The sequence below is a fragment of the Kitasatospora sp. CB01950 genome, from assembly GCF_001905465.1.
Taxonomy (GTDB): domain Bacteria; phylum Actinomycetota; class Actinomycetes; order Streptomycetales; family Streptomycetaceae; genus Kitasatospora.
This window is the reverse complement of sequence record NZ_LISX01000004.1, coordinates 354,215-369,803: the sequence shown is the minus strand read 5'-3', so window position 1 is coordinate 369,803 and position 15,589 is coordinate 354,215. Positions and strand designations below refer to the sequence as shown.

The following is a 15,589-nucleotide window of genomic DNA, read 5'->3' as shown; positions in this document are numbered from 1 at the left end:
TTTCGTGCGCGGGTGAAGGGCAGGGCCATGGCGGAGGGTTCGCAGGAGGCCAGGGTCGGGTTGTGGAACGGCTTTGCGGCGTACGGGATGTGGGGGTTGTTCCCGCTGTTCTGGCCGCTGCTGGAGCCGGCCGGGGCGGCCGACATCCTGGCGAACCGGATGGTGTGGTCGCTGCTCGCGGTGGTGCTGATGCTGCTGGTGCGGCGGAAGTGGGGGTGGATACGCCCGCTGCTGCGCCAGCCGAGGAGGCTGGCGATGCTGGCGCTCGCGGCGGTCACCGTCTCGGTGAACTGGGGCGTGTACATCTGGGCCGTGAACGCCGGGCACGTGGTGGAGACGAGCCTCGGGTACTTCATCAATCCGCTGGTGACGATCGCGTTCGGCGTGCTGGTCCTGCGCGAGCGGCTGCGGACGGCGCAGTGGGCGGCGGTCGGGGTCGGAGTGGCCGCGGTCGCGGTGCTGACGGTGGCGTACGGCCGACTGCCGTGGATCGCGTTGACGCTGGCGTTCTCGTTCGCGACGTACGGGCTGCTGAAGAAGAAGGTGGCGCTGGGCGGGGCGGAGAGCCTGGCGGTGGAGAGCGCGGTGATGTTCCCGTTCGCGCTGGGGTTCCTGGTGTACCTGGGGGTGCGCGGCGAGGGCAGCCTCGGGCACTACGGGTGGGGGCACACCGCGCTGCTGGTGGCGAGCGGGGTGATCACGGCGGTGCCGCTGATGTGCTTCGGCGCGGCGGCGCTGCGGGTGCCGCTGACGACGCTGGGGCTGTTGCAGTACCTGGCGCCGATGTTCCAGTTCCTGATCGGCGTGACGGTCTTCCACGAGTCGATGTCGCCGGCCCGCTGGGCGGGTTTCGGGCTGGTGTGGGTGGCGCTGGTGGTGCTGAGCGTGGACGCGTTGCGGCGGGTGCGGTCAGGCGGCGGCCAGGTCGCGCGCCAGGCGGGTGCTGTCGCGGTGGGTGGTGAAGGCCGTGGCGGCGGCCAGCACGGCGGCGCGGCGGTGGCCGCCGAGCAGACCGCCGTGGGTGAGTGAGTCGAGGGAGCGGCGCTGCCGCCACTCGTCCAGCGACCAGCGGGCGTACGGGCCGAACATGGCCAGCGTCGGTTCGGGCAGGTCGGTGCGGGCCGGGACGGCGGTGCGGGCGCCGTTGAGCGCGACCTGGCCGTCGAGGCCGGCGCAGACGTCCAGCCAGGCGAGGGCGGCGGTGCGGTGGTGGGCGCCGCGGGGGAGGGTGAAGACGTCGGCGCGGGACTGGAACAGGCCGGCGGTGCCCGGTGCGGCGGCCCAGCGGTAGTCGGCGTCGGCGCGCAGGCCGAGGTCGGTGCGCAGCCAGGCGTCCGCCCAGTCGCCGGTGAGCAGGTAGCCGGCTTGGCCGGTGCCGAGGAGGCGGGCGGCGTCGGTCCAGTCGGCGTCCGGGGTGATCGGGGCGGCGTGCGCGAGCAGGGCGTCCAGGACGCGCTGGGCGGTGGTGGTGGCGGGGGAGTTCCACGGGCCGCCGGGCCGCCAGAGGGCGCCGAACGCGTCGGGGCCGTGGGCGGCCAGCAGCGCGGTCTCGGCGAGGTGGAGGACCTCGGCGGGGCCGCCGACGGCGAGGGCGGTGCGGCCGGTGGCGGTGACGCGTTGCAGCTGGGCGATCAGCAGGCCCGGGTCGGCGGGCGCGGGGTCGGCGGCGGCGTCGGCCAGCACCTGGCGGTTGGACCAGAGCAGGTTGGTGCGGCGGACGCCCGCCGGGACGCCGTACAGGGTGTGTCCGACGCGCAGTCGGGGTTGGAGCCCGGCGGGCAGGCCGGAGGTCCACCGGCGGCTCCGGGCGAGACTGTCGAGGGGCTCCAAGTGCGGTGCCAGCTCGGCGAGTTCGGTGCCGCCGGAACAGTGGAGGCTGTCCGGCGGGCGGCCGTCGGCGAGGCGGGCGACCGGGTCGGTCGCGGTGGAGCCGTCACCGGAGACGAAGGTGACGTCCGGGGCCCGGCCCTTCAGGACGGCGAGCAGGGCCTGCATCCCGGTGCGGTCGGGGTCGGTGGTCCAGCCGGAGGTCACCTCCAGCAGCCCGGCGGGGTGGTTCCCGGCGTCCGCGGCGGCGGGTCCGCAGCGGGCCAGGGCCGCGGCGCAGGCGATCGCGAGCCCGCCGAACAGGGCTGAGCGGCGGCGGATCGGCACGGTGCTCCCAGCGGCGGGTGAACGGGTGGGCGAACGGCGGACGAACGGTCCGCGGCGGCCTACCATCCCACCGGTTCGCCCGAGCCGCGTCAAGGGTCGCGCAAGGGTCGGAACGACGAGGCGGGGCCCCGGGGTCGGTCGACCCCGGGGCCCCGCACGGTGGTCACTTGCCGGAGGCGGCGACCTGCTCCAGGGTCTCCGGGGTGACGGCGCCCACGTACACCTTGCCGTCGTTGGTGATCAGGGCGTTGACGACCCGGCTGGACACCAGGGTGCCGCCCTTGACCGGACGGCCGGCGAACTTGGCGAGGCCCTTCGCGGCGTCCGCGCCCACCTCGGCGTGCGCGACGGCCGTCCAGCCCTCGCCGAGGACGCCGCCCTTGGCGCCGTCGCCGGTCGGCAGCGAGGGCAGGCCCGGGACGGACGGCATCGGGTTGTCGGACAGCTTGCCGTCCGAGCGCTCGATCACCTTCGCGCCCTTGGGGGCGCTGAACTGGAAGGTCTTGGCGTCCGGCTTGGCGTACGACAGGGTGCCGAAGCGCACGTCGAACGCGGTCGCGCCGTCCACCGTGCGCAGCTGCACGGCCAACGGCATGCCCTTCTCGGCGTCGATCGAGACGCGGATCTCGGCGACCGTGGAGCCGGCCTGCTTGGGCTTGATGCTGAGCTTGTACGCGGCGTGCCCGGCGACCCGCTCGGTGCCGTCGACCGTCACCGAGGTGGTGTCGGCGGAGTGTTCGAGCAGCTGCTTGGCGATCTCCTGCGGGGTGACCGAACCGATGCCCTCCTTGCCGTCCGGGTGGCGCCCGTCGGCGCCCGCGCCGGTCAGGTGCAGGGCCTGCTGGGAGTTGCGGTCGTACGCCCACACCTGGTCGCCGTTGTGGACCAGCTCGTAGCCGGACTTCTGGCTGGCCAGGGTGAGCTTCTGGCGGTCCGGTCCGTCCGCGGCGACCGTCAGGGTGTGCGAGCCGCCGAGCAGTTCGACGGCCTTCGTCTGCGGGTCGGCGGAGCCGGTCTTCGCACCGGCGCCGCGGGCGAGCTCGCCGATCGGGCCGGAGCCGGTGGCGACGTCGGTCAGCGCGGTGGGCAGGCCCAGGTCGGCGTTGATCCGGACGGTGCCGGTGAAGGTGTCGGTGTTCGCCGAGAGGGCCTTGGCGACCAGGTCCTGGGCGCTGATCGCGGGCAGGTTCGGCGATTCGTCGCTGGCCAGCGCGGGCACCAGGCCGATGCCGACGGCGACGACGGTGGCGATCGCCGCGGGCACGCCGATCCGCACGGCGGTGCGCCGACGACCGGGACGGGTCGGCGTCAAGTCCTGTACTGCGGTGGATTCCTGCTCCACTGCGGCCCCCTTCAGAGTCCGTCTGCTGTCACTGTCCATTGAAGCCCCGCACGCCCGTTCGGCGCGTCGCCCGGCGGCAGCAGATCGCGGTACGTCTCGCGTTGTATCCGGCGCATTGCGACCCTGAGACACCCTCAGGGTTCTGTCGTCCCGCAGGTGTACGCCTCGCGTAGGGTCCAATCCATGAGCCAGCAGCCTCCGCAGTCCGACTACCCCACCCCGAACGCGATGCGGCGCGCGCTGCGCCGGGCCCGGGACGGGGTGGCGCTGGACGTCGCGGAGGCCGCGGTGCTGCTCCGGGCGCGGGGCGAGGACCTGGAGCAGCTGTGCCGGGTGGCCGCGCGGCTGCGCGACGCCGGGCTGGAGCAGGCCGGCCGCCCCGGGGTCATCACGTACTCGCGCAAGGTGTTCATTCCGCTGACCCGGCTGTGCCGGGACCGCTGCCACTACTGCACCTTCGTCACCGTGCCGGGCAAGCTCCGCAAGGACGGCCACGGGCTGTACCTGTCCCCGGACGAGGTGCTGGACATCGCCCGCCGGGGCGCCGAACTCGGCTGCAAGGAGGCCCTGTTCACGCTCGGCGACCGCCCCGAGGACCGCTGGCCGGAGGCCCGCGAGTGGCTGGACGCGCACGGCTACGACGACACCCTGGCGTACGTGCGGGCGATGGCCGTGCGGGTGCTGGAGGAGACCGGGCTGCTGCCGCACCTGAACCCCGGCGTGCTGTCCTGGACGGACTTCCAGCGCCTCAAGCCGGTCGCCCCGTCGATGGGCATGATGCTGGAGACCACCGCCACCCGCCTCTGGTCGGAGCCCGGCGGCCCGCACCACGGCTCCCCCGACAAGGAGCCGGCCGTCCGGCTGCGGGTGCTGGAGGACGCCGGACGCAGCGCCGTCCCGTTCACCACCGGCGTGCTGATCGGCATCGGCGAGACCTACGAGGAACGCGCCGAATCGCTGCTGGCGATCCGCAAGGTGGCCCGCGCCTACCAGGGCGTGCAGGAAGTGATCGTGCAGAACTTCCGGGCCAAGCCGGACACCGCGATGCGGGCCATGCCGGACGCCGAACTGTCCGAGCTGGCCGCCGCGGTGGCGGTCGCCCGGCTGGTGCTCGGCCCCGCCGCCCGGATCCAGGCCCCGCCGAACCTGGTGGACGCCGAGTTCGCGCTGCTGATCGGCGCCGGACTCGACGACTGGGGCGGCATCTCCCCGCTGACACCCGACCACGTCAACCCGGAACGCCCCTGGCCGCACATCGAAGAGTTGGCCGAGCGGACCGCCGAATCCGGGTACACGCTGCGCGAGCGGTTGACGATCTACCCCGAGTACCTGAAGCGCGGCGAGCCCTGGCTCGACCCCCGCCTGCTGCCGCACGTCCGCGCCCTCGCCGACCCCGCCACCGGCCTCGCCGTCGAGGGCCGCCGCCCCGCCGGCCTGCCCTGGCAGGAACCCGACGAGCCGATGACCGGCGGCGGCCGCACCGACCTGTTCCGCACCGTCGACACCGAAGGCCGCACCGGCGACCGCCGCTCCGACTTCGACGACGTCTACGGCGACTGGGACACCCTGCGCGAACAGGCCGCCGCCCCCGTCCCGCGCCGACTCGACACCGACGTGCGCGCCGCGCTGTCCACCGCCGCCGACGACCCGACCAGGCTGACGGACGACCAGGCCCTGGCGCTGTTCCACGCGGACGGCGACGCGCTGGACGCGCTGACCCGGATCGCCGACCAGCTGCGCCGCGACACCGTCGGCGAGGAGGTGACGTACTGCGTCACCCGGAACATCAACTTCACCAACGTCTGCTACACCGGCTGCCGGTTCTGCGCGTTCGCCCAGCGCCGCACCGACGCCGACGCGTACACCCTCTCGCTGGACCAGGTCGCCGAACGGGCCGAGCAGGCCTGGGAGGTCGGCGCGACCGAGGTGTGCATGCAGGGCGGCATCCACCCCGACCTGCCCGGCACCGCGTACTTCGACATCGCCCGGGCCGTGAAGCAGCGCGTCCCCGGCATCCACGTGCACGCGTTCTCGCCGATGGAGGTCGTCAACGGCGCCACCCGCACCGGCCTGTCGATCCGCGACTGGCTGGCCGCCGCGAAGGAGGCCGGGCTTGACTCCATCCCCGGCACCGCCGCGGAGATCCTCGACGACGAGGTGCGCTGGATCCTCACCAAGGGCAAGCTGCCCGCCGCGACCTGGGTCGAAGTCGTCACCGCCGCCCACGAGTTGGGCCTGCGCTCGTCGTCCACCATGATGTACGGGCACGTCGACACCCCGAAGCACTGGCTCGGCCACCTGCGGCTGCTCGCCGAACTCCAGCAGCGCACCGGCGGGTTCACCGAGTTCGTCACCCTGCCGTTCGTGCACACCAACGCGCCCGTGTACCTGGCGGGCATCGCCCGGCCCGGCCCGACCGCGCGCGACAACCGGGCGGTCACCGCGATGGCCCGGCTGCTGCTGCACCCGCACATCCCCAACATCCAGACCAGCTGGGTGAAGCTCGGCGCGGAGGGCGCCGCCGAGATGCTCCGCAGCGGCGCCAACGACCTCGGCGGCACGCTGATGGAGGAGACCATCTCCCGGATGGCGGGCTCCTCCTGGGGCTCCTACAAGTCGGTCCGCGACCTGGAGGCGATCGCCGCCCTGGCCGGCCGTCCCGCCCGGCAGCGCACCACCGACTACGGGCAGGTGCCGGCCGAACGGCGGGCCGCCGCCCTCGCCTCCGACGGGCACCTGCCCCGGCTGCTGCCCGTGCTCGACTGAGGCCCTGGGGAGGCCTCCCGACCACGGGCGGATGGATGTTCGGTGGAGCCCGGCGGTTTCGACCGGACCTTCGAATACAGTGCGTCTGCTGTCCGACGCCGCCGACCGAAAGGCCCCCACCCGTGATGCCCCTGTGGTCACGCGCCCAGCAGCAGGACTTCCGCAGCCGGGTGCGGGGCTGTCTGCTCGGCGGTGCGATCGGCGACGCCCTCGGCGCCGGCATCGAGTTCGAACAGCTGGAGCAGATCCGCGCCACCCACGGCGAGGCGGGCGTCACCGGCTACGTCCCCGCCTACGGGCGGCGCGGCGCCGTCACCGACGACACCCAGATGAGCATGTTCACCGTCGACGGCCTGATCCGCTCCCACATCGGCCGCGACAGCGGCCTCTGGCACCCGCCGTCCGACCTGCACCGCGCCTACCTGCGCTGGTACGCCACCCAGCAGGACTGGGGGCCCGACGAGCGCCGCAAGGACCTCGGCTGGCTCGGCCGCGAGGAGTGGCTGTACGAACGCCGCGCCCCCGGCAATGCCTGCCTGTCCGGCCTGGCCGGCACCGAGGACGGGCCGCTGCCCACCGTCGAGGAGCCGCGCAACCCCGACTCGAAGGGCTGCGGCACCGTGATGCGCGCCGCCCCGTTCGGACTGCTCACCGCCTGGGACCCGGCCCTGGTCTTCCAACTCGCCGTCGAATGCTCGGTACTGACCCACGGCCACCCCACCGGCTACCTGTCCGCCGGGGCCTTCGCCGTGATCGTCCACGCCGTCGCCGGCGGCGGCACCCTGGAGGAGGGCGTCCACCTCGCCCTGGCGCTGCTGTCCGAACGCCCCGGCCACGACGAGACCACCGCCGCCCTGCGCGCCGCCCTGGACGCCGTCCGGGCCGGCGTGCCGTCCGCCGAACGCGTCGAGGAACTCGGCGAGGGCTGGACCGCCGAGGAGTCGCTCGCCATCGGCCTGTACTGCGCCCTGGTCGCCGAGGACGTCCGCAGCGGCCTGCTGCTGGCCGTCAACCACTCCGGCGACAGCGACTCCACCGGATCCATCTGCGGCAACCTGCTGGGCGCCCTGCACGGCGAGACCGCACTCCCGCCCGAGCTGCTCGCCGAACTCGAAGGCCGCGGCGCGATCCTGGAACTCGCCGACGACCTGGTGCTGGAACTCCTGCACGGCCCCGCCCTGCACGGCACCGAAGGCTGGAACACCCGCTACCCGGCCTGCAGTTGAGCCCTGCTGAGCGACGGTGCCCGCCGCGGAGAGGCGGCGGGCACCGAGGACGCACAGGGAGCCGCGGATCAGACCTCGCCGAACGCGCCCGTACCGGCCGCAGCCGCGAACGCCGCCCAGCTGGCGCTGGAGAAGCGCAGCTGCGGGCCCTGCGGGTCCTTGGAGTCCCGGACCGCGATCGAGGCAGCACCCGGCACAGCGATCTCCACACACGCGCCGTTGCCGCCGCTGTAGCTGCTCTTGCGCCAGGTCAGGGTCTCGATGGCCTTGCTCATTTCATGAACTCCTCTGCCAATTCGGTGATCATCGACCGGCTTTCCGTGACGCTCAGCGCCGCGGCTCGCAGGTGGTCGTAGAGATTGGTATAGCGGCGTACGTCGGCTTCCTTCTCGAGGTAGAGATCGCTCGTCACTCCTTCGAAGTAGACGACCGTGGAATCCGCTGATTCGGGGAACTCCATCAGGGAAAATGTGCCGGTCATACCGGGGTGCGCACCGTGCTTGAACGGTATGACCTGCAGGTTGATGTTGGGCCGCTCACCGAGCTCGACCAGCTGGAACAGCTGCTCGGCCATCACCTGCGGGCCGCCGACCTGGCGCCGCAGCACCGCCTCGTCGACCACCACCCACAGGCTGCCGAGCTGGTCCTCGCCGTGTATCCGGTGCTGGCGCTTGAGCCGCACCTCCACCCGGCGGCGGATCGCCGTGGGATCGGTGTCCGGCTGGGTGCCGGTGACCACCGCCTCCGCGTACTCCGGGGTCTGCAACAGGCCCGGCACGAACGAGGACTCGTAGGCCCGGATCGACGAGGCCTCCGCCTCCAGCCCGATGTACACGCTGTACGGGATGTCCCCGAACTCGTGCCACCAGCCGCGCTGGCGCGACTCCTTGGCCATCTCCATCAGGCCGTTGCGGACCCGCTCGTCCTCGACCTGGTAGACGTCGCACAGGTCCCGGACGTCACGCTGGCTGATCGAGCGGCGGCCGTTCTCCAGTCGGCTGATCTTCGACTGGGAGACCATCAGACGGCCGGCCACCTCCTCGGCCGTCATCCCGCGGAACTCGCGCAGCCGCCGGAGCTCGGCACCGAGCCTGCGACGGCGAACCGTCGGATTCACGCTGGCGGACACATCGACCTCCGGCCCTACTTCTGGCAACAGTGCGGTAATTGGTACCAACCCCCTGACGCTGAGCAGCATGCCACTTCAACTGCGGTCCACGCCCGGGATTCACGGCAGCGCGGTAGAACAGATCATCGGAAAATAGCTCAATCGAGGCAGTGCCTCTTGCGCACCATGCGCCCCGCGCGCTAATGGGCATCCCGTGCGCCCCTCCGCTTCCGGCGGTCCGTCAGAAAATAGTGGACGCAGCAGGGTTGACCGGCACCGGCCCGACGGGCCAACGGTGAAGGGCGGCCGCCCGGTGCATCGCACCGGGCCGACCGCCCTGTCACCACTGCTCGAACACCCAGGGTCCGCACAGGCCCTGTCCGCACAGGCCCTAGCGGCGCGCGTCGCTCACCGCGCGCCCACCCGGCTGGCCACACTCCGCCCCGAGGCGGCGGGCCGACCGGCCGGACCCCGTGAACCCGCGGGCGCCGGCCTGCTCTGCTGGGCCGGCAGGCCGTTCTGCACATCCATCACCGCATGGGCCACCATCCCGCCCAGCGGGTCGTACCTGATCAGATCCCGCAACCGGGAGCGCGAGGACCGTCCCTCGTTGCCCGGATACAGGTGCTTGCCCAGACCCACCGCGTGCGCCAGCGCCGCCAACGCCGCCGTCCGCGGGTCCGGCGGCACGCCGGTGCGGATCGCGGTGTCCAGCCGCTGCTTGATCGCCGCGTTGGTGCAGTCGTCCGACGCCTGATAGCGGGTCGTCGGCAGCACGCCGCACACCTGACCCGACACCGCCGTCACCATGCCGCACCGCTCCAGGTGCGCCAAGTACGTCTGCCTCAGGCCAAGACGCGGCCCGCCGATCCAGTGCGCGGCGCGCACCGGACTGCCACGCCTGCGCAACAGCTCCAGCGCGTGGTCCAGCGTCGGGTCACCGGTCGGCCGTGGCACCACCACGGCGATCCGGTCCCCGTCCGGGACTATCCTTCCGGCCAGGGACAGCTCGACGAGCTGCGCCCCGGCAAGTCCGAGGTCGAGGGTCTGCGGCTGCGCGGTGGTACCCGTGGCCGGGTCCAGTGCGAGCAGCAACAGCTCCTCGGGAATAGTTCTGCGGCTCCTGCCCATCCAAGCCTCCCCGCGTGGATGAATGACAGGGTGACGCCTCTCACACAGGCTTGTCGAGTACGCCTCCGAATCGTGACCTTGGCCCGGCAGGCTGGAACCGCCGTCCGACGCCCCCGCGTCTGACCCGGCAACGACCCCTGCAGCCACGAAAAACGGCCGGTGGGGCGGGGTGCGGCGGGCCATCACGGCCACGGTGCCGGAGACTGTACAGGTACTCGGGCGGGTCGAGAGCCCACCCGAAAAAAACCAGCTTGTGTGATCGGACTGATCGGACCGGCAACCGCCGGGGCGGACGAGGAGGAGTGGGTTACGTGGGCAAGTCCCCGCAGAGCGAGCCGCGCGACGGCAAGACACGGCCGACCGAGGCCGAGGCCGAGGAGCGAGCTCCTCGCGAGGGCGGCTCCACGGTGAACCTCCGCGTGCGCGACGAGGAGGAGCCCACGTCCGGGTCCACGTCCGGGTCCGGGTCCGCGTCCGACCTCGACCTGCCGGAGGCCGCCGCCGCGATCGCCGACGAGAAGCCGGCGCTGCGGCTGGGGCGGGTTTCGGCGGGGAAGCCGAAGGAAGAGGAGAAGGAAGAGGGGGACGCCGAGGAGGCCGAGGCTGCTCCCGTCGCGGCCGAGTCGGCGGCGACGCTGCGCGTCGGCAAGGTCGAGGAGGCTGGGGAGGCCGCCGAGGCGGAGGAAGCTCCGGTCGCGGCCGAGCCGGCTGCGGAGCCGGCGGGCGAGGAGGGGGCCGTTCCCGTCGCGGCGGAGCCGACGATGACGCTGCGCGTCGGCAAGGTCGAGGAGGCTGGGGCGGGCGCTGCTCCGGTCGCGGCCGAGGTGGCGGCGAAGGTCGAGGAGTCGGACGACGCGGAGGAGTCGGAGGCTGGGGAGGCCACCGAGGGGGAGAACGCTCCGGTCGCGGCCGAGCCGGTGCCGACGCTGCGTGCGGCGAAGGTCGAGGCACCGAAGGACAAGGCCGGTCCGGTCGCGCCCGATCCGACGATGACGCTGCGCGTCGGCAAGGTCGAGGAGGACGCCGAGGAGGGGGCTGCTCCAGCCGTGCCTGAGGTGGCGGCGAAGGCGGCGAAGGCGGCGAAGGCGGCGAAGGCTGCGGAGTCGGAGGCCGAGGAGTCGGAGGACGCGGAGGCTCCCAAGGGGAAGGCCGCTCCCGTCGTGGCCGAGCCGACGATGACGCTGCGCGTCGGCAAGGTCGAGGAGCCGGAGGCGACGCCGCGCGTCGAGACGGCGGAGAAGGCCGAAGAGGCGGAGGACGCGGAGGACGCGGAGGAGTCGGAGGCCGAGGAAGCCCCCGAGGGGAAGGCTGCTCCCGTCGTGGCCGAGCCGACGATGACGCTGCGCGTCGGCAAGGTCGAAGAGCCGGAGGCCGAGGAGGCCGCCGAGGGGAAGGCCGTTCCGGTCGCGGCCGAGCCGACGATGACGTTGCGCATCGGGAAGGCGGAGGAGGACGCGCCGGCCAAGCCCGAGCAGACCGTCATGCTGCGGCTGCCCAAGGACGAGGCCCCGGCCAAGCCGACCCCGCCGCCCGCTCCGGCACCGGTCGCGAAGCCCGGTTCCGCGCCGAAGGCCGCGCCTGCGCCTGCGCCCGCTCCCGTCGCTGCGCCGCAGGCCGTCGCGTCGCAGGCGGATGCCGGGCCGGAGAGCACCGTCGAGGCGCTGGAGGTGCTGAAGGCGCTGAGTGCCCGGCCGATGACCCCGTTCCGGCGGGCGATGAAGCGGGTGGTGATCTGGGGCGTCTTCCTGGCGGTGGTGCTCGGGGTGCTGGCGGCCGCGCAGTTGCTGCGTCCGCTGCCCACGCCGAAGGCGAAGCTGGGGCTGGCGGACTCGTTCACGTTCCAGGGCGAGCAGTTGAACATCCCGTGGCCGGCCAAGGGGCAGGCTGCGGCCGAGGTGATCGGGGTGGGTGATCTCGGCGCGTCCGGCCAGGAGACGCCGGTGCCGATCGCGTCCGTCACCAAGGTGATGAACGCGTACCTGATCCTGCAGGCGCACCCGTTGAAGAAGGGCCAGGCCGGCCCGATGCTCACGGTCGACAAGCAGGCCGCCGAGGAGTCGTCGAACGCCGACGAGTCGAAGGTGACCCTGATCGAGGGTCAGCAGCTCAGCCAGTACGAGGCGTTGGAGATGCTGATGCTGCCGTCCGCGAACAACGTGGCCCGGCTGCTTGCGCGTTGGGACTCCGGCAGCGAGGAGGCGTTCGTCAAGAAGATGAACGACACCGCCAAGCAGTTCGGCATGACCAACACCACCTACGCCGACCCGGCCGGCTACAACAACGACACCAAGTCGACCGCCAAGGACCAGCTGAAGCTGGCCCAGGTGGTGATCAAGGACGAGATCTTCCGGCAGGTCATCGCCGAGCCCGACACCAACTTCAAGGGCCAGCGGATCTACAACACCAACAAGGTGCTCGGCAAGAACGGCATGATCGGCGGCAAGACCGGTTCGTCGACGCCCGCGCAGTCCTGCTTCATGTGGGCGGCGGTCAAGGAGATCGGCGGCGTCAAGCGGACCCTGGTCGGTGTCACCCTCGGCCAGCCGGCCACCAAGGAGGAGCCGAGCCTGGTGAACGCGGCCCAGCCGTTCAGCCAGAAGATCAACGTGGCGGCGCAGTCCGTGCTGACCGGGCAGACCCTGGCCAAGCAGGGCGACGTGGTCGGCTACGTCGGCGACGGCGTCGGCGGCAAGGTGCCGGTGGTGGCGGCCAAGGACCTGACGGTGGCGGGCTGGTCCGGCATCACCGCGCACCTGACCCTCACCCCGGTCGGCAAGATCGCCCACACGCTGTCGGCCGGTACCCAGGTCGGCACGCTGTCGGCGGGCGACGGCGAGGACCGGATCGAGGTCCCGGTCACCCTCCAGTCGGACCTGGCGCCGCCGTCGATCGGCGCCCGCCTGTTCCGTCTCGGCTGAGCTCGTGGGGCCTGTCCGGGCCCCGCACCCGCCTCCGCGGGCCGGCGACACCCGCTGTCGCCGGCCCGCGGAGGCTTTTCCGTGCCGGGTCTGTCAGCGCTTGCCGGTGAGCCGGGCGACCCGGTCGGCGACGCCCCAGGCGGTGACCCGCCAGAGGGCCTCCGCGACGATGCTGCGGCTCATCTTCGATGCGCCGTGCTCGCGTTCCACGAAGGTGATCGGCACCTCGGCCACCTTGAACCCGGCCTTGACGGCCCGCCAGGCCAGGTCGACCTGGAAGCAGTAGCCCTGCGAGGCGACCTGGTCCATCCCCAGGCCGAGCAGCGTCTCCTTGCGGAACGCCCGGTAGCCGCCGGTGACATCGCGGATCGGCACGTTCAGCATCAGCCGCGAGTACGTCGAGCCGCCCTTCGACAGCAGCAGCCGCGACTTCGGCCAGTTCACCACCGCACCGCCCGGCACCCAGCGCGAACCCAGCACCAGGTCCGCGCTGTGCAGCGCGGTCAGCAGCCGCGGCAGCTCCTCCGGCTGGTGCGAGCCGTCGGCGTCCATCTCGACCAGGACGTCGTAGCCGTTCTCGATGCCCCACCGGAACCCGGCCAGGTACGCCGCGCCGAGACCCTCCTTGCCCTTCCGGTGCAGCACCTTCACCTGCTCGTCGGCGTCCGCCAGCCCGTCCGCCAACTTGCCCGTCCCGTCAGGGCTGTTGTCGTCCGCCACCAGCACGTGGGCCTCCGGGACGGCGGCCCGGACCCGGGAGACGATCCGTTCGACGTTCTCCGCCTCGTTGTAGGTCGGAATGATCACCAGAATCCTGCCGAGCCCACCGAACGGGGTCTGAGGAGAGGAAGTCACGGGCCGGGGCCTTTCGGAGAGGTCGGATCTGCCACAAGAACGAACAAATCCACCGTAAGGCCACGCACCGTCCCCATCCCTCCGTCGCAGAACGCGCCCGACCGGGCGCGGCCGTCCCGGGGCGGGGGAAACGGCGAACCACCGTGCGGGCCCGATCCGCTAGGCTGTGACCGGTCGGCGGGGTGTTTCGCCGGCCCCGCCTCAGTAGCTCAGGGGATAGAGCACGGCTCTCCTAAAGCCGGTGTCGCAGGTTCGAATCCTGCCTGGGGCACAACAGAACCGCAGGTCGCAGGCCCTCCGCCCATCCGGGTCGGAGGGCCTGTGGCGTTTCGGCGCACCTTCGGCGCACCTTCGGCGCACCTTCGGCGCACCTTCGGCGCGGGGCGGGCGGCTGATCGGGCCGGCCTGGGACGGGCGCAGGGCCCTCCTGCCGGTGCGGCGGGGAGGGCCCTGCGGGTTTGTGTTGCGTTACTGGGCGATGCGCTGGGCGAGGGCGGTGATCTCGTTGGCGATGTGGAACTGGAGGGAGCCGCCGTAGGTGACCCGGGAGGCGCCGAGGGTGTGGAGGTGGGCGGGGGTGGACTGGCCGAGGATGCAGACGGCGTTCACCGGGCGGGGGATGCCGGAGGTGAGCTCGGGGAGCGCGGACTCGGGGGCGAAGATCGGGTAGATGACGTCGGCGCCCGCGTCGATGTAGAGGGCGGCGCGCTTGACGGCGTCCTCGACCGAGCGGTCGCCGACCAGGAAGGTGTCGACCCGGGCGTTCAGGACCAGGCGGTCGCCCGCGGCGGCGCGCACCTGGGAGAGCCAGTCGGCGTGCTCGTCCGGGTCCTTGAGCTGCCGGTCGACGGAGTCCTCCAGGTTGCAGCCGACCAGGCCGGCGTCCAGCAGGCGTTCGACGATCTCGGCGGGGGCCAGGCCGTAGCCGGCCTCGATGTCGGCCGTGACGGGGACGTCGACCGCACGGGTGATCCGCTTGAGCGCGCCGAACATCTCGTCGGCGGGGGTGTCCCCGCCGTCCCGGTAGCCGAGGACGGCGGCGACGGCCACGCTGGAGGTCGAGAGTGCGGCGAAGCCCGCGTCGGCGAGGGCGCGGGCACTGACCGCGTCCCAGGCGTTCGGGAGGACCAGGGGGTCCGGGTGTTCGGTGCGATCGTGCAGGGCCAGGAACTCTCCGGCGCTCATGGTGGTGGCCATCAGGGCTCTCCTCTTCCTCGTCGATACGGGTGCCGATGCGGAATGCGGTGGGTCAGCTGAAGTCGAGCGATCCGGTGCGGGTGCGCTTCAGCTCGAAGAAGTCCGGGAAGTTGGCGAGCGCCCGGGCGCCGTCGAAGATGGCGGCGGCCTGCTCGCCCCGGGGGATCGAGTTCAGCACCGGGCCGAAGAACGCCACTCCGTCGATGTGGATGGTCGGGGTGCCGACGTCCTCGCCGACCGGGTCCATGCCCTCGTGGTGGCTCTTGCGCAGCGCCTCGTCCCACTTGTCGGTGTCCGCCGAGGCGAGCAGCTCTGCGGGCAGGCCGGCCTCGGCGAGGGCCTCGGCGGCGACGGCCGGGAAGTCCTTGTTGCCGCCGTTGTGGATGCGGGTGCCCATGGCGGTGTAGAGGGCGGGGAGCACCTCCTCGCCGTGCTGGGCCGCGGCGGCGGCGCAGATCCGGGTCAGGATCAGCGAGCTGTCCACCAACTCGCGGTACCAGTCGGGGAGTTCGCGCCCTTCGTTCAGCACGTACAGGCTCATCACCCGAAACCTGAGGTCGAGCTCCCGGAGCTGCTGCACTTCGAGGATCCACCGCGAGGTGATCCAGGCGAACGGGCAGGTCGGGTCGAAGTAGAAGTCGACCTTCGCGGTCGGGGCGGTGCTGGTCGGGGCAGTGCTGGTCGGGGTGGTGCTGGAGGTCACGCGGCGTCTCCGGTCTCGACAGCGGCGAAGGCGGGCCCTGCGCCGTTCGGAATTGATCGCACAACGAAGCCTATGCCGCGTGGAGTTGACGTTCCATTATGTCCAACCGGCAGCTTCGGGCCGGGAAATTCGTCGGGTTTCACCCGTCCGGCCTGTCCGGCGGCCGACCGGTGGGACGCCGACGGCCCG

General features: G+C 72.4%; 12 protein-coding genes and 1 tRNA gene. 5 read left to right on the top strand and 8 right to left on the bottom strand.

The window, feature by feature from the left end; all coding sequences use genetic code 11:
• Nucleotides 1-27 precede the first annotated feature (27 nt).
• Entirely contained in the window at nt 28-1,029 is a 1,002-nt protein-coding gene (gene rarD / locus AMK19_RS13590) for an EamA family transporter RarD (RefSeq protein WP_083646754.1), read from the top strand.
• On the opposite strand, the gene AMK19_RS13585 is transcribed toward rarD, so the two are convergent.
• Nucleotides 910-2,154 (bottom strand): extracellular solute-binding protein, encoded by a 1,245-nt coding sequence (locus AMK19_RS13585; protein WP_073811404.1) that lies wholly within the window; start codon nt 2,152-2,154, stop codon nt 910-912. The two genes, rarD and AMK19_RS13585, sit on opposite strands and share 120 nt — an antisense overlap.
• A 163-nt stretch (nt 2,155-2,317) precedes the next feature.
• Complete coding sequence (locus tag AMK19_RS13580; RefSeq protein ID WP_073811402.1) at nt 2,318-3,496, bottom strand: LolA family protein; 1,179 nt, start codon at nt 3,494-3,496, stop codon at nt 2,318-2,320.
• A 183-nt stretch (nt 3,497-3,679) separates the two neighbouring features.
• Here AMK19_RS13580 and AMK19_RS13575 point away from each other — a divergent pair, with 183 nt between their 5' ends.
• Together AMK19_RS13575 and AMK19_RS13570 are read left to right on the top strand one after the other, a co-directional pair.
• On the top strand, nt 3,680-6,262 hold the full coding sequence (locus tag AMK19_RS13575) for a bifunctional FO biosynthesis protein CofGH (protein ID WP_073811399.1): 2,583 nt from the start codon (nt 3,680-3,682) through the stop codon (nt 6,260-6,262).
• Nucleotides 6,263-6,387: 125 nt separating this feature from the next.
• Nucleotides 6,388-7,488 carry an ADP-ribosylglycohydrolase family protein gene (locus AMK19_RS13570; RefSeq protein ID WP_073811397.1) on the top strand — a complete coding sequence of 367 codons (1,101 nt, stop codon included), beginning with the start codon at nt 6,388-6,390 and terminating at the stop codon, nt 7,486-7,488.
• A 68-nt stretch (nt 7,489-7,556) separates the two neighbouring features.
• Here the strand turns inward: AMK19_RS13570 and AMK19_RS13565 are convergent, their stop codons facing one another.
• From AMK19_RS13565 to AMK19_RS13555, 3 genes are all read right to left on the bottom strand, one after another.
• Entirely contained in the window at nt 7,557-7,763 is a 207-nt protein-coding gene (locus AMK19_RS13565) for a DUF397 domain-containing protein (protein ID WP_073811395.1), read from the bottom strand.
• On the bottom strand, nt 7,760-8,617 hold the full coding sequence (locus AMK19_RS13560) for a helix-turn-helix domain-containing protein (RefSeq protein WP_073811393.1): 858 nt from the start codon (nt 8,615-8,617) through the stop codon (nt 7,760-7,762). Before AMK19_RS13560 ends, AMK19_RS13565 begins: the two co-directional genes overlap by 4 nt.
• 387 nt (nt 8,618-9,004) lie before the next feature.
• On the bottom strand, nt 9,005-9,727 hold the full coding sequence (locus AMK19_RS13555; protein ID WP_073811391.1) for a GOLPH3/VPS74 family protein: 723 nt from the start codon (nt 9,725-9,727) through the stop codon (nt 9,005-9,007).
• A 311-nt stretch (nt 9,728-10,038) separates the two neighbouring features.
• Here AMK19_RS13555 and AMK19_RS38060 point away from each other — a divergent pair, with 311 nt between their 5' ends.
• Nucleotides 10,039-12,645 (top strand): D-alanyl-D-alanine carboxypeptidase family protein, encoded by a 2,607-nt coding sequence (locus AMK19_RS38060; protein WP_073811389.1) that lies wholly within the window; start codon nt 10,039-10,041, stop codon nt 12,643-12,645.
• A gap of 93 nt (nt 12,646-12,738) precedes the next feature.
• Here AMK19_RS38060 and AMK19_RS13545 read toward each other — a convergent pair whose 3' ends face one another.
• Nucleotides 12,739-13,455, bottom strand: a complete 717-nt coding sequence (locus AMK19_RS13545; RefSeq protein WP_443135011.1) for a polyprenol monophosphomannose synthase — start codon at nt 13,453-13,455, stop codon at nt 12,739-12,741.
• A 243-nt stretch (nt 13,456-13,698) separates the two neighbouring features.
• Between AMK19_RS13545 and AMK19_RS13540 the strand changes: the two genes are divergently transcribed.
• Nucleotides 13,699-13,771, top strand: a tRNA-Arg gene (locus tag AMK19_RS13540).
• 197 nt (nt 13,772-13,968) lie between these two features.
• On the opposite strand, the gene AMK19_RS13535 is transcribed toward AMK19_RS13540, so the two are convergent.
• Nucleotides 13,969-14,697: an isocitrate lyase/PEP mutase family protein gene (locus AMK19_RS13535; RefSeq protein WP_443135007.1), complete on the bottom strand. Its 729-nt coding sequence runs from the start codon at nt 14,695-14,697 to the stop codon at nt 13,969-13,971.
• Nucleotides 14,698-14,749: 52 nt separating this feature from the next.
• Nucleotides 14,750-15,400, bottom strand: coding sequence for a DsbA family protein (locus AMK19_RS13530; RefSeq protein WP_073811385.1), 651 nt, complete (start codon nt 15,398-15,400; stop codon nt 14,750-14,752).
• Between the last annotated feature and the right edge of the window lie 189 nt (nt 15,401-15,589).